This window comes from Streptomyces sp. NPDC057638, from assembly GCF_042800315.1.
Taxonomy (GTDB): Bacteria; Actinomycetota; Actinomycetes; order Streptomycetales; family Streptomycetaceae; genus Streptomyces.
On record NZ_JBHVHF010000001.1, the window covers coordinates 1 to 13,223 of the forward strand.

The following is a 13,223-nucleotide window of genomic DNA, read 5'->3' on the forward strand; positions in this document are numbered from 1 at the left end:
GTCCTGGAGGGACTCCGGGCCACCGGGCACCGGCCGTGCCCCGGGACAGGGTGGGGCACTCCGGTCGGCACCGCCGGATGACGGCGGGACCCGGCGCCGTGCCCCCGAGTGGGGACATCCGCGACCGCCGTACGGGAGGGACCGGGCCCGCCCGCGTGAGCGCCGCGCGCACCGGCGGCTCAGTGCCGCCGGTCGCCCGCCCGGCGCCGCAGCACCACCACGGTCGCCGCCGTCGCCACCACCACCATCGCCCCACCGGCCAGGGTCGTCACCGAGTTCGTCCCGTCGGACGTGCCGCCGAGCCCACCGCGTACCCCTCGGGGGGTGGCGGTCGCCGTCGGTGTCGCGGAGCGCGTCGGCGAGGGTGTCACGGTCACGGCGGGCCGGACGGCCGCCGTGGAACTGATCGTGGGCGTGGTGCCGCTGCCCGCGATGGAGAGGTTGAAGCTCCCCCGCTGACTGCCGCAGGTGAACTGGACGGAGTACTGGGCGCCCGGCCGCGCGTCCGCGTCCACCGTGGCGACGGTCGAGGTGCCGGGCCGGATGGTCACGGCGTCGAAGACCGCCGACGAGGCGGTCGCCGTGGTGGCGCAGCCGCTGGCGGACAGCGCGACCCGGCCCCCCGCCGCGACGGTCGAGGGGCTGACGGTGAACAGGGCGGTCGCCCGGGTGTCGGCGGTGTCGGCGGCGACCGCGGGGGGCGCGGTCAGGGCGAGCGCGGCCGACCCCAGCAGGGCGGCTGATGCGGCACATATCGCGCGCATGGTGATTCCTCCGGGTCCCCGAGGGGCAGCCGCTGAAGCGGTGTCGACAGCGGGTGGAGCGTGCCCCTCGATGGGCGCCACGCTAGGAGCGGAGCCCCGGGCCCGCGATCCCTGCCGGGCGAACGGGTCATCGGTGTACTCCGGCCGGAGGACCCGTACGGCGTGGCACCCCCGGTCCGCGGACCTCATCCCGCGTGGACGCGAGCCCCCGACCCGTGAGCCCCGCCCCCCGGCACGCGGGCCCTCGGCCTCGCCTCCGCACCGGCCCGGGGCCGCTCGCGGGCCCGCCGTCAGGGCCGGACCTTCCTGAACCGGGTCAGGAGCCAGGGCGGGTGAGGGTCAGGGCCAGGTACCGGGGGAGTCAGGGCAGGGAGTCAGGGCGCAGGGCGGTGACGTGGGGCGGCTCGGGACGGTGACGCGGGGCGGCTCGGGTCGCGGGGTCAGGGCGGGGGAGTAAGGGGATCAAGGGGAGCCGGGGCAGGGAGTCAGGACCAGCGCCCGAAGCCGAAGATTTTTTCCTGAACGGTTGAACAGTTGGCCGCACCCCGCCCGTACCTAGGGGCGAGAAGGGCGCACCGGCGCCGCGACAGACCAACGTGACACCTGGAGTGGACATGAACACCTGGCGGAACGCCTCCCTCGCGGTCACCGCTGCGGCCGTGCTCGTGCTGACGACGGCGTGTGGTCAGGACCAGGGCGGCGACGAGCCGAAGGCCAGGACGGTCGGCGCCACCAACGCCGCCCAGCCCGGCGCCGGAGGCTACGGCGACTCCGGCTCAGGCTCTGACTCCGGTGCGAAGCCCGCCGCCGCCAAGCCCGCCGGACAGCTCGCGGTGGCCCGGAACGCCCAGCTCGGTCAGGTCCTGACGGACAGCGAGGGCTTCACCCTGTACCGCTTCGACAAGGACACCGCCAAGCCCTCGCGCTCGAATTGCGAAGGCGACTGCGCGAAGGCGTGGCCGGTGGTGCCCGCGGCGGGTGCCACGCCGCCCGCCGGGGTGGATGCCTCCCGCTACGGGTCGGTGGCCCGCGCCGACGGGACCCGGCAGCTGACCGTGGCGGGCTGGCCGATGTACCGCTTCGCCAAGGACACCCAGCCCGGGGAGATCAAGGGCCAGGGGGTCGGCGGTACCTGGTTCGCCGCGGCTCCTGATGGCAAGAAGGCGTCGGCAGGCGCGGGCGGTGGCTCTGGTTCCGGTTCCGGTTCTGATTCCGGTACGGGCGGTGGCGCCGCCCTCGCGGGCCTGTCCACCCGGCAGGACCCCACGCTGGGCGAGATCGTCGTGGACAAGAACGGAATGACGGTCTACCGCTTCATCAAGGACTCTGCGTGGCCCATGAAATCGGCGTGCGTCGGCGAATGCCTCGCCAAATGGCCGGTTGTCGCCCCTGTCGCCAAGAACGACACGCGCGGAATCCTCAAGAAGAACTTCGTGACCTTCAGCCGTCCCGACGGAATCAAGCAGCAGACCATCGACTGCTGGCCGCTCTACACCTTCGCGGGCGACACCAAGCCCGGAGAGACCAACGGGCAGGGTGTCGGCGGCACCTGGTACGCGGTCAGCCCGCTGGGGAAGCTGGTCGGGGCGCCCAGGTAACCACGCCCGCCTCCGGCCCGCGGCCGGCCCGTTCCGCGCCTGTCGCGCGGTGGCGGGCCGGCCGCTTTGGTGGCGCGATCGAGGAGGTGATGCGGTGGTCCAGTGACACTGGTGTGACCAAGAACGGACCGCGAATTTCCGTTTGGACTCGCCCAATTGGCGGGCGATCAGTAGCCTCGGCTCGAACACCGGCCTTCCGTACGGCCTGACTCCCCGTGGCTAACCTGCTTGGAGTATCGATGGAGCGACCCGCCTGGGCCCCGCCCGGCATCGACATCTCGGTGCCGAGCGTGTCCCGTATGCACGATTGCTACCTGGGCGGTTCGCATAACTTCGAGATCGACCGGCGGACCGCGCGCGGGGTGCTGGAGCGGCTTCCGGGTCTGCCCAAGGCCGTCCAGGCGCGCCGGGCGTTCATGCGGCGCGCGGTGGCGTACGCCGTCTCGGAGGGCGTGACCCAGTTTCTCGACATCGGCTGCGGCATCCCGTCCTTCGGCGGGGTCCACGAGGCCGCGCGGGCGCTGAGCCCCGGCGCGGTGGTCGTCCACGCCGACCACGATCCGGTCGTCGTGGCCCATGTGCGCCACGAGTTCGCGGACGATCCCGGGACCGCCGCCATCGGCGCCGACCTGCGCAGACCCCGTCAGATCCTGGACAGCCCCGAGACCGCCGCGCTGATCGACTTCGACCGGCCGGTGGCGCTTCTGCTGCTCGGCGTGCTCCACTTCGTGCCGGACGAGGACGATCCGTACGGCGCGGTGGCACGCTTGCGCGACGCCACGGCGCCCGGGAGCCTCCTGGTCCTGACCCATGCCGCTTACGACGGGGTGCCCGCGCCCCGAGCCCAGGTGGACGCCGCCATCGGCGTCTACCGCGATATCCGCAGTCCACTGTCTATGCGTTCACAAGAGCAAATAGCCCGGTTCTTCGAGGGGTACGAGATGGTCGAGCCCGGTCTGGTGTCCATGCCGCAGTGGCGGCCCGACGCCCCAGCCGAGCAGCAGGACCCATATGCCTACTCAGGCTTCGCAGGGGTGGGGCGCTCGGCGTGATGGCGCCTTCCCAGGCGACGGGTTCCCCGGCCGACCCCGATGGACTTGAGGACAGACTGCGCCGGTTCGCCACGATCTGGAGCCGCGCCGTCTACCCCGTGACGGCCACCTCCCTCACCCGGGCCGAGGTGGAGGAACGGCTGTTGCCGCTGGCCAGGCGGCTGGGCGCGGCGCTGCACGCCCGCCCCTTCGACCCGAGGGACGCCCAGCGGGTGGGGGCCGCGCTCGTCGACGCGCACTGCACCGACCCCGAGGCCCTCAGCCGCACCCTCGGCGTCATCGACTCCTATCTGGTGCTCTACTGCGGTGCCCCGGGGGAGCCGGGCGATCCGAGCGCGGAGGAGAGCCGGGCCCGCTGCTCCCGGATCCAGCACGCGGTGGCGGCGGGCTTCGCGCACGGGCTGCGCGACCGTACGCTGGCCGAGCAGGAGGCCATCGCGCGCTCCTCGCTCCAGGCCCGTACCGACGCGGTCGGCGCGCTGCACGCCACCGAGGCGCGGCTGCGGGCCGTCTTCGAGGGGGCGGCGATCGGGATCTGGATCGCCGATCTCGACGGCAACGTCCTGGAGGTCAACGAGACCCTCACCCGGATGTTCGGCGGGCTGGAACAGCATGTACGCGGCAAGAAGGTCTCCGAGTGGTCCCATCCGGAGGACCGGCCGCACATCTGGCAGCTCTACCGGGAGCTGATCCGGGGCGAGCGGGAGCACTTCCGGGTGGAGAAACCGTTCTTCCGGCAGGACGGGACCGTGCTGTGGACCAATCTCACCGTCTCCCTGCTGCGCGACCCGGAGGGACGGCCCCAGTACCAGCTCGCGCTGCTGGAGGACACCACCGAACGGCGGCTGCTCCACTTGCGCCTCCGCTACGAGGCCACCCATGACGCGCTCACCGGGCTGCCCAACCGGACCCTCTTCTTCGAGAAGCTGGAGAAGGCGCTGTCCGGCGCCGAGGGCTCCCGCTTCGCGCTCTGCTACCTCGACCTCGACGGCTTCAAGGCCATCAACGACAGCCTCGGGCACTCCACCGGGGACCGGCTGCTGGTGGAGGTGGCCGACCGGCTCCAGAGCTGTGCCACCGCGCCGGGGGAGATGGTGGCGCGGCTCGGTGGCGACGAGTTCGTCGCCCTGACCACCCGGCCCGGCACCCAGCACGAGGTGCATGAGCTGGCCACCCGTATCCTCGCCGCGCTCGCCGCGCCGATCCGGGTCGACGGCCGCGAGTTCACCGTCCGGGGCTCCATCGGCATCGTGGTGGGCGAGGCGGGCGAGCGCACCGCGGCGGAGGTGCTGCGCAGCGCCGACATCACGATGTACCAGGCCAAGTCGGCGGGCGGCAACCGGTACGAGGTCGCCGATCCCGAGGCCGAGGCCCGCGCCATCACCCGCCATGGCCTGACGACCGCGCTGCCCGCAGCGCTGGAACGCGGCGAGTTCTTCATCGAGTACCAGCCGCTGGTACACCTCGGCGACGGCCGCGTCTACGGCGCGGAGGCGCTGGTGCGCTGGTGCCACCCCCAGCACGGGGTGCTGGGACCGGACCAGTTCATCCCGCTCGCCGAACACACCGGCCTCATCATCCCCCTGGGCCGCTGGGTGCTCCAGGAGGCTGTCCGCCAGGCCCGCTACTGGCAGGAGCGGCGCACCGCCGACGGCCCGCTGCGGATCAACGTCAACCTCTCGCCCGCACAGCTCCAGCACCCCGGCCTGGTCACGGACACCATCGCCGTACTGGAGGGGGCCGGTCTGGAACCGGGCGCGCTCTGCCTTGAGGTCACCGAGTCCGCCCTCATCGGCGCGGACGAGGCCCTGCTCAAACCGCTGCGCCAGCTCGCCGAGATGGGTGTCGACATCGCCCTGGACGACTTCGGGACGGGCTACTCCAACCTGGCGAATCTGCGGCGGCTGCCGGTGAGCGTGCTCAAGCTGGACCGGTCCTTCACCCAGGGGATGCAGCGGCTGCCGGTCGACCCCGTGGATCTGAAGATCGTCGAGGGGATCGTGTCGCTGGCGCACAGCCTGGAGCTGGCCGTGACCGTGGAGGGAGTGGAGACCGGCGCGCAGGCGGAGCAGCTCAAGGAGCTGGGCTGCGACACCGCGCAGGGCTGGTACTACGCCCGGCCGGGCCCGCCGGAGCGCCTCCACGCGCTCTCCCTGGCGGACGCGATCTGACGACTCGTCGGCCCCGGGTCGTCCGGCGGTGTCTGCTGACGGCCCGTCGGCCCCGGGTCGTCCGGCTTCCCCCCGCGTCTCAGCCCCCGCCCCCCGGGTGCTCCTGACCCACATGGGCCAGGAGCACCCCCTGGAGCTCCCGCGCCGCGCGCGGCGGCGCCACATCGCTGCGGTGCGCGAGCCCGATCGTCCGCTGGAGCCCGGGTGCCGCCAGCGGGGTCACCCTCAGTCCTGGCTCCGCCCGGGTCGCCACCATCCGGGGCACCACCGCCATCCCCAGCCCCGCCCGGACGAATCCGAGGACCGCGTCCATCTCGCCGCCCTCCACCGTGAACGTGGGTTCGAAGCCCTCCGCCCGGCAGGCCGCCACGGTGAGTTCTCGCAGGTCATAGCCGTGCCGGAACATCACCAGCGGCTGGTCGCGCAGATCCGCGATCCGGGTCGGCCGCCTAGGCGCGGGCGCGTCGGCCGAGGAGACCACCACGAGGTCCTCCCGTAGCACCTCCACCGTGGTCAGCGCGGGGGAGGCGGTCGGCAGCGGCAGCACCACCAGCGCCAGATCGAGCGCGCCCCGCGCCAGCAGCCGGACCAGGTCGTGGGAGCCGCTCTCCTCGATCAGCAGCCGGATGCCCGGATGGCGGTCGTGGAAGAGCCGCAGCACCTCCGGGAGCAGGCCGGTGCACAGGCTCGGGGTCGCCCCCAGCCGCACCCGGCCGCGCCGCAGCCGGGCCAGTTCCTGGACCTCCAGCCGGGCGGTGTCCGCGTCGGCGAGGATCCGGCGGGCCAGCGGCAGCAGGGTCTCGCCCGCCTCCGTGAGCGCGATGTTGCCCCGGGCGCGGCTGAAGAGTTCCGCTCCCAGTTCCGTCTCCAGGGATCGGATCTGCTGGGAGAGCGAGGGCTGGGAGACATGGACCTGTTCGGCGGCGCGGGTGAAGTGGCGGGTCTCGGCGACGGCCACGAAGTATAGGAGCTGCTGGAACTGCATAGGTCCACCATAGCTATGGTCTATGGAGATCAGCCACATCATGTCTTGGACCACTGGACAGATCCGGACCTACCGTTCCTGCCATGGGACTGGCACCAGCGACACGGCAGCGGCCGACCGACCGGAAACCGCCACCCCGGCGGAGCTTCTGGGGCTCCACGGTCGGCAAGAAGACGGTGATGGCCGTCAGCGGACTGATCCTCCTCGGCTATCTGGTCGCCCACGTGGTGGGCAATCTGAAGGTCTTCTTCGGGCCGGAGGAGTTCAACGCCTACGGCCACTGGCTGCGCACCATGGGCGCCCCCGTACTCCACCGGGAGTGGGCCCTGTGGCTGGTGCGGATCGTGCTGCTCGCCGCCGTCGTGGCCCACGCGGTCTCCGCGTACCAGCTCAGCGGGCTGGACCGGCGCGCCCGGCCCGTCGCGTACGCCCACAAGAAGCGCCGCGCCAGCTACGCCACCCGGACCATGCGCTGGGGCGGGATCATCGTCGCCCTCTTCATCGTCTGGCACATCCTCGATCTGACCACCCTGACGGTGAACGAGAACGCCGAGCCCGGCCGGCCGTACGAGAACGTCGTCGCCACCTTCTCCACCTGGTACGGCAACGTCATCTATCTGACCGCGATGGCGGCCGTCGGCCTCCATGTCCGCCACGGCTTCTGGAGCGCCGCGCAGACCCTCGGCATCGGCAGCGCCCGCCGCGACCGCGCCCTGAAGACCCTGGCCAACGGTCTCGCGCTGGTGCTGACCGCGGGCTTCGTCGCGGTACCCGTCGCCGTCATGACCGGAGTGGTGGGCTGATCGATGGCACCGAACGCGTACGAGAGCACCGGCGGACCGGGCACGCGGGACACCGACTACGAGAGGACCGGCGGAGCGAGCATGCGGTACACCGCGTACGAGACCGGCGAGCCGATCGCCGACACCAAGGCCCCCACCGGGCCGATCGCCGAGCGCTGGGACCGGCGCCGCTTCGAGGCGAAGCTGGTCAACCCCGCCAACCGGCGCAAGCACACCGTCATCGTGGTGGGCACCGGGCTCGCGGGCGGCGCCGCCGGGGCCACCCTGGGCGAGCAGGGCTACCAGGTGGAGCAGTTCTGCTACCAGGACTCGCCCCGGCGCGCCCACTCCATCGCGGCCCAGGGCGGCATCAACGCCGCCAAGAACTACCGCAACGACGGCGACTCCATCCACCGCCTCTTCTACGACACCGTCAAGGGCGGCGACTTCCGCGCCCGCGAGTCCAACGTCCACCGGCTGGCCCAGATCTCCGTCGAGATCATCGACCAGTGCGTGGCGCAGGGCGTGCCGTTCGCCCGGGAGTACGGCGGGCTGCTGGACACCCGCTCCTTCGGCGGCGTCCAGGTCTCCCGTACCTTCTACGCCCGGGGCCAGACCGGACAGCAACTCCTCCTCGGCGCCTACCAGGCACTCTCCCGGCAGATCGCGGCGGGCCATGTCACCCTCCACCCGCGGACCGAGATGCTCGACCTGATCGTGGTGGACGGCCGGGCCCGGGGGATCGTCGCCCGGGACCTGATCACGGGGGAGATCTCCACCCATCTCGCCGACGCGGTGGTCCTGGCCAGCGGTGGCTACGGCAATGTCTTCTATCTGTCGACCAACGCCATGAACTCCAACGCCACCGCCATCTGGCGGGCCCACCGGCGCGGCGCCCACTTCGCCAACCCCTGCTTCACCCAGATCCACCCCACCTGCATCCCGCGCACCGGGGACCACCAGTCCAAGCTGACCCTGATGAGCGAGTCGCTCCGCAACGACGGCCGGATCTGGGTACCCAAGGCCCGGGGCGAGAGCCGTCCGCCCCGGGAGATCCCCGAGCACGAGCGCGACTACTACCTGGAGCGGCTCTACCCCTCCTTCGGCAACCTCGTGCCCCGGGACATCGCCTCCCGCGCCGCCAAGAACGTCTGCGACGAGGGCCGGGGCGTGGGGCCCGGCGGCGAGGGCGTCTACCTCGACTTCGCCGACGCCATCGCCCGGATGGGCCGGGAGCAGGTCGCGGAGAAGTACGGCAACCTCTTCGAGATGTACGAGCGGATCACCGCCGAGAACCCGTACGAGACCCCGATGCGGATCTATCCCGCCGTCCACTACACCATGGGCGGGCTCTGGGTGGACTACGACCTCCAGACCACGATCCCCGGCCTCTTCGCCATCGGCGAGGCCAACTTCTCCGACCACGGCGCCAACCGGCTCGGCGCCTCCGCGCTGATGCAGGGCCTGGGCGACGGCTACTTCGTGCTGCCCGCCACCCTCAACGACTATCTGGCGCGCGCCCCGCTCGCCGACCCGCCCGACGCCGCGCATCCGGCGGTCACGGAGGCCGTCGCCGAGGCCGTCGCCGAAACCACAGACCGGCTGAACCTGCTGCTCTCGGTGGACGGCGACCGCACCCCCGACTCCTTCCACCGGGAGCTGGGCGCCCTGATGTGGGAACACTGCGGGATGGCCCGCACCGAGGCGGGGCTGCGCAAGGCGCTGGAGCGGATCCCGGAGATCCGGGCCGAGTTCTGGCGCCGGATCAAGGTGCCGGGCACCGGCCAGGAGTTCAACCAGTCCCTGGAGAAGGCCAACCGGATCGTCGACTACCTGGAACTGGCCGAGCTGATGTGCCTGGACGCGCTCCACCGGAGCGAGTCCTGCGGCGGTCACTTCCGGGAGGAGTCACAGACCCCCGACGGCGAGGCGGCCCGGCGCGACGACGCGTACTCCTACGCCGCCGCCTGGGAGTTCACCGGCACGGGCACCGCCCCCGTGCTCCACCGCGAGGACCTGGTCTTCGAGTACGTCCACCCCACCCAGCGGAGCTACGCATGAGGCTCACCCTGCGCGTCTGGCGCCAGCGCGACGCCACCGCCCCCGGCGCGATGGTCACCTACGAGGTCGACGGCGTCAGTCAGGACATGTCGTTCCTGGAGATGCTCGACACCCTGAACGAGGATCTGATCCTGCGCGGTGAGGATCCGATCGCCTTCGACCACGACTGCCGCGAGGGCATCTGCGGCGCGTGCAGCCTCGTCATCAACGGCGACGCCCACGGGCCGGAGCGGACCACCACCTGTCAGCTGCACATGCGGTCCTTCGCGGACGGCGACACCATCGACATCGAGCCCTGGCGGGCGGCCGCGTTCCCGGTGGTCCGGGATCTGGTGGTGGACCGTTCGGCCTTCGACCGGATCATCCAGGCCGGGGGCTATGTCACCGCGCCCACCGGTGCCGCGCCGGAGGCGCACGCCACCCCGGTGCCCAAGCCCGCCGCCGACCGGGCCTTCGAGCACGCCGAGTGCATCGGCTGCGGGGCGTGTGTCGCCGCCTGCCCCAATGGCTCGGCGATGCTCTTCACCTCGGCGAAGGTCAACCATCTGGGAGCCCTGCCGCAGGGCGCGCCCGAGCGGGAGACCCGGGTACTGGACATGGTGGCCACCATGGACGCCGAGGGCTTCGGCGGCTGCACCCTGACCGGCGAGTGCGCCACGGCCTGTCCCAAGGGCATACCCCTGCCGTCCATCGCCGCGATGAACCGGGAGTGGCTGCGGGCGAACCGCGAGATCAGACGGTAAGGACAGGCGGCGGGCGACGAACAGCAGAGAGGCAGGCGGCGGACAGGCTGCGGGCGACAGGGCGACAGGGCGACAGGGCGACAGGGCGACAGGTGGCAGGGGCGCGGGGAACCCGCGCCGCCAGCGGGATGGCGCCCGCCCAGCCGCCTGGTCCCCAGGCCCCGGCCGCTCGGCCCCTCAGAGCCCCAGCCGCCGCGCCAGGTACGGCGCGGTCCGCCCGCCCCGGGTGCCGCCGGCCGAGGCCACCTCGGCCGGCGTGCCCTCGGCCACCACCCGGCCGCCCGCGTCACCGCCCCCGGGCCCCAGGTCCACCACCCAGTCCGCCGCCGCGACCACGTCCATGTCGTGCTCCACGACCACCACCGTGTGCCCGGCCGTCACCAGGGCGTCCAACTGGCGCAGCAGCACCTCCACATCGGCCGGATGCAGCCCCGTCGTGGGCTCGTCCAGGACGTAGAGGGTGTGGTCGCGGCGCGGGCGCTGCAACTCCGTCGCCAGTTTGATCCGCTGCGCCTCGCCGCCCGACAGTTCGGTGGCGGGCTGTCCCAGCCGCAGATGTCCGAGGCCCACGTCGAGCAGGGCCGTCAGGCTCCGCGCCGCCGCCGGGACATCGGCCCCGAAGAATTCCGCCGCCGCCTCCACGCTCAGCCCCAGCACCTCGGCGATGGTCAGCCCCCGGAGCCGTACCTCCAGGGTCTCCGGGTTGTACCGCGCGCCCTGACAGTCCGGACAGGGCGCGTACGTACGGGGCAGGAAGAGCAGCTCCACCGCCACGAAACCCTCGCCCTGACAGGTCTCGCACCGCCCGCCCGGCACGTTGAAGGAGAACCGGCCCGCCCGGTAGCCGCGCGCCCGTGCCTCGTCGGTGGCGGCGAAGAGCTTCCGTACGACGTCGAAGAGGCCCGTGTAGGTGGCGAGGTTGGAGCGGGGGGTACGGCCGATGGGGCGCTGATCGACCGTCACCAGCCGCCCCACGCCCGGGGTGTCGGCGGTGACCGCGCCGACCAGGGTGGACTTGCCCGACCCCGATACGCCCGTGACCGCCGTCAGCGCGCCCAGCGGCAGCCGGGCCCGGGTGCCCCGCAGGTTGTGCCGGGTCACCGGGCCGACCGTCAGCCAGCCCGATGGTTCACGCGCCGCGCGCGGTGCCACCGGCGCGCGGTCGAAGAGGTAGCGCCGGGTCACCGAGGCCGTTACGGAGGCCAGTTCCGCGACCGGGCCGCTGTGGAGCACCCGGCCGCCGTGTTCACCCGCGCCGGGGCCGACGTCCACGATCCAGTCCGCGTCCCGCACCACGTCCAGATGGTGCTCGACCACGAAGACCGAGTTCCCCGCCGCCCGCAGCCGTGCCAGCACCGTCAGCAGCGCCTCCGTATCGGCCGGGTGCAGCCCCGCCGACGGCTCGTCCAGCACGTACACCACCCCGAACAGACCCGAGCGCAGCTGGGTCGCCAGCCGCAGCCGTTGCAGCTCACCGGGGGAGAGGGTGGGGGTGGCCCGGTCCAGGCTGAGATAGCCGAGGCCCAGCTCGGTGACCGTGGTGATACGGGCCAGCAGATCGGCCGTGAGCACCCGGGCGGTGCCGTCCCCTTCGGCCGCCGCCAGGGTCCGCGCCAGCTCGGTCAGCGGCAGGGCGGCGAGCGCGGCGATGGTGGCGCCCGCGAAGGTCACCGCCAGCGCCTCCGGCCGCAGCCGCGCGCCCCCGCAGACCGGGCAGGGCGCGCTGGTGAGGAAGCGCTCGGCCTTCGCGCGCAGCGCGGCGCTCTTGGAGTCCGCGAAGGTGTGCAGCACATGGCGGCGCGCGCTGGTGTAGGTGCCCTGGTACGGACGCTGGATCCGGTCCGCCTCACGTACGGGGTGGACCGTCACCACGGGCCGTTCGTCGGTGAACAGGATCCACTCGCGGTCGGCCCGTGGCAGCTCCCGCCAGGGCCGGTCGACGTCATGGCCGAGCGCGTCCAGCACATCGCGCAGGTTCTTGCCCTGCCAGGCGCCGGGCCAGGCGGCGATGGCGCCGTCGCGGATCGACAGCGACGGGTCGGGGACGAGCAGTTCCTCGGTGGTGTCGTGGACCGTCCCCAGACCGTGGCACTGAGGGCAGGCCCCGGCGGCCGTGTTCGGGGAGAAGGCGTCCGAGTCGAGCCGCTCGGCGCCCTCGGGGTAGTGGCCCGCGCGGGAGAACAGCAGGCGCAGCGAGCTGGAGAGGGTGGTGACGGTGCCGACGGAGGAGCGTGAGGTGGGGGAGGAGCGCCGCTGCTCCAGCGAGACGGCCGGGGGCAGTCCGCTGATCTCGCCGACCTGAGGGGCGCCGACCTGGTGGATCAGCCGGCGCGCGTAGGGGGCGATGGATTCCATGAACCGCCGCTGGGCCTCGGCGAAGACGGTTCCGAAGGCGAGGGAGGACTTGCCCGAGCCGGAGACCCCGGTGAAGACGACGAGGGCGTCGCGCGGGATGTCGACGTCGACATTCCGGAGATTGTGCTCGCGTGCGCCACGAACACGGACGTAGGGGTCATGGCCGCGTTGCATAACGGCTGATTCTAGGCATTGACCTCGCTCGGTCCCGAGGGTGGGGCGGCGGAGCCGGTGGGGCGGCCGGGGTGCCGGGTTGCTGGGGCGCTGAGGGCACGGCATCTCTCCCGTGGGCGGTGCCGGGCTCGCTCGCCTGGAGGCGATCCGCTCGGGATCGTATGCCGCGTACATGAATCAATAAGTCAAAACGGTCGGGCGGCCGCTCGGCGACGGGAGTGGCGCGATCTCGGCGGCGGGACTGGACCGTTGAGGTGAGACCGGGGCCCCTCGGGGCCCGTGTGGGCCGGGGCTCCGGGGCGTCAGTCGGAGTCCTCCAGCCGGAAGCCGACCTTCAGCCCGACCTGGTAGTGCTCGATGGTGCCGTCGACGATATGGCCCCGCACCTCCGTCACCTGGAACCAGTCGAGCCCGCGCAGCTTCTGACCTGCCCTGGTCACGCCGTTGCGGATGGCTTGATCCACTCCCTCCGTCGACGTTCCGACGATCTCGGTGACCCGGTAGGTGTGATTGGACATGGTGTCGAGCTCCTCTCGCT

At 72.3% G+C, this 13,223-nt stretch carries 10 protein-coding genes; 6 read left to right on the plus strand and 4 right to left on the minus strand.

The genetic code is table 11. The features are described 5' to 3' along the window. Positions 1-179 precede the first annotated feature (179 nt). On the minus strand, positions 180-764 hold the full coding sequence (locus tag ACFVIM_RS00005) for a hypothetical protein (RefSeq protein ID WP_384296785.1): 585 nt from the start codon (positions 762-764) through the stop codon (positions 180-182). Positions 765-1,378: 614 nt separating this feature from the next. On the opposite strand from ACFVIM_RS00005, the gene ACFVIM_RS00010 reads away from it, so the two are divergent. The 3 genes from ACFVIM_RS00010 (at position 1,379) to ACFVIM_RS00020 (ending at position 5,585) form a co-directional block, all read left to right on the plus strand. Then, positions 1,379-2,362: an SCO0930 family lipoprotein gene (locus ACFVIM_RS00010; protein WP_384296786.1), complete on the plus strand. Its 984-nt coding sequence runs from the start codon at positions 1,379-1,381 to the stop codon at positions 2,360-2,362. 239 nt (positions 2,363-2,601) lie between these two features. Next, positions 2,602-3,414 (plus strand): SAM-dependent methyltransferase, encoded by an 813-nt coding sequence (locus ACFVIM_RS00015; RefSeq protein ID WP_384296788.1) that lies wholly within the window; start codon positions 2,602-2,604, stop codon positions 3,412-3,414. Next, complete coding sequence (locus ACFVIM_RS00020) at positions 3,414-5,585, plus strand: putative bifunctional diguanylate cyclase/phosphodiesterase (RefSeq protein WP_384296789.1); 2,172 nt, start codon at positions 3,414-3,416, stop codon at positions 5,583-5,585. Before ACFVIM_RS00015 ends, ACFVIM_RS00020 begins: the two co-directional genes overlap by 1 nt. A gap of 79 nt (positions 5,586-5,664) precedes the next feature. On the opposite strand, the gene ACFVIM_RS00025 is transcribed toward ACFVIM_RS00020, so the two are convergent. Further along, the gene (locus ACFVIM_RS00025; protein ID WP_384296791.1) at positions 5,665-6,570 is read right to left on the minus strand and encodes a LysR family transcriptional regulator; all 906 of its coding nucleotides are present in this window, start codon (positions 6,568-6,570) and stop codon (positions 5,665-5,667) included. Between the two features lie 83 nt (positions 6,571-6,653). Between ACFVIM_RS00025 and ACFVIM_RS00030 the strand changes: the two genes are divergently transcribed. From ACFVIM_RS00030 to ACFVIM_RS00040, 3 genes are all read left to right on the plus strand, one after another. Beyond that, positions 6,654-7,373 carry a succinate dehydrogenase gene (locus tag ACFVIM_RS00030; protein WP_384296793.1) on the plus strand — a complete coding sequence of 240 codons (720 nt, stop codon included), beginning with the start codon at positions 6,654-6,656 and terminating at the stop codon, positions 7,371-7,373. Between the two features lie 81 nt (positions 7,374-7,454). Next, positions 7,455-9,413, plus strand: a complete 1,959-nt coding sequence (locus ACFVIM_RS00035) for a fumarate reductase/succinate dehydrogenase flavoprotein subunit (RefSeq protein ID WP_384296878.1) — start codon at positions 7,455-7,457, stop codon at positions 9,411-9,413. Next, the gene (locus tag ACFVIM_RS00040; protein WP_384296794.1) at positions 9,410-10,156 is read left to right on the plus strand and encodes a succinate dehydrogenase/fumarate reductase iron-sulfur subunit; all 747 of its coding nucleotides are present in this window, start codon (positions 9,410-9,412) and stop codon (positions 10,154-10,156) included. Before ACFVIM_RS00035 ends, ACFVIM_RS00040 begins: the two co-directional genes overlap by 4 nt. Positions 10,157-10,333: 177 nt before the next feature. Here ACFVIM_RS00040 and ACFVIM_RS00045 read toward each other — a convergent pair whose 3' ends face one another. Both ACFVIM_RS00045 and ACFVIM_RS00050 read right to left on the minus strand, forming a co-directional pair. After that, entirely contained in the window at positions 10,334-12,685 is a 2,352-nt protein-coding gene (locus ACFVIM_RS00045) for an ATP-binding cassette domain-containing protein (RefSeq protein WP_384296795.1), read from the minus strand. 302 nt (positions 12,686-12,987) lie between these two features. Beyond that, the gene (locus ACFVIM_RS00050; RefSeq protein WP_384296796.1) at positions 12,988-13,203 is read right to left on the minus strand and encodes a dodecin; all 216 of its coding nucleotides are present in this window, start codon (positions 13,201-13,203) and stop codon (positions 12,988-12,990) included. Positions 13,204-13,223: the final 20 nt, after the last annotated feature.

What these genes read in the sequence shown, in the direction of transcription:
- ACFVIM_RS00005 (WP_384296785.1), bottom strand. Translation starts at nt 764, where the DNA reads ATGCGCGCGATATGTGCCGCATCAGCCGCCCTGCTGGGGTCGGCCGCG.
- ACFVIM_RS00010 (WP_384296786.1), top strand. Translation starts at nt 1,379, where the DNA reads ATGAACACCTGGCGGAACGCCTCCCTCGCGGTCACCGCTGCGGCCGTG.
- ACFVIM_RS00015 (WP_384296788.1), top strand. Translation starts at nt 2,602, where the DNA reads ATGGAGCGACCCGCCTGGGCCCCGCCCGGCATCGACATCTCGGTGCCG.
- ACFVIM_RS00020 (WP_384296789.1), top strand. Translation starts at nt 3,414, where the DNA reads ATGGCGCCTTCCCAGGCGACGGGTTCCCCGGCCGACCCCGATGGACTT.
- ACFVIM_RS00025 (WP_384296791.1), bottom strand. Translation starts at nt 6,570, where the DNA reads ATGCAGTTCCAGCAGCTCCTATACTTCGTGGCCGTCGCCGAGACCCGC.
- ACFVIM_RS00030 (WP_384296793.1), top strand. Translation starts at nt 6,654, where the DNA reads ATGGGACTGGCACCAGCGACACGGCAGCGGCCGACCGACCGGAAACCG.
- ACFVIM_RS00035 (WP_384296878.1), top strand. Translation starts at nt 7,455, where the DNA reads ATGCGGTACACCGCGTACGAGACCGGCGAGCCGATCGCCGACACCAAG.
- ACFVIM_RS00040 (WP_384296794.1), top strand. Translation starts at nt 9,410, where the DNA reads ATGAGGCTCACCCTGCGCGTCTGGCGCCAGCGCGACGCCACCGCCCCC.
- ACFVIM_RS00045 (WP_384296795.1), bottom strand. Translation starts at nt 12,685, where the DNA reads ATGCAACGCGGCCATGACCCCTACGTCCGTGTTCGTGGCGCACGCGAG.
- ACFVIM_RS00050 (WP_384296796.1), bottom strand. Translation starts at nt 13,203, where the DNA reads ATGTCCAATCACACCTACCGGGTCACCGAGATCGTCGGAACGTCGACG.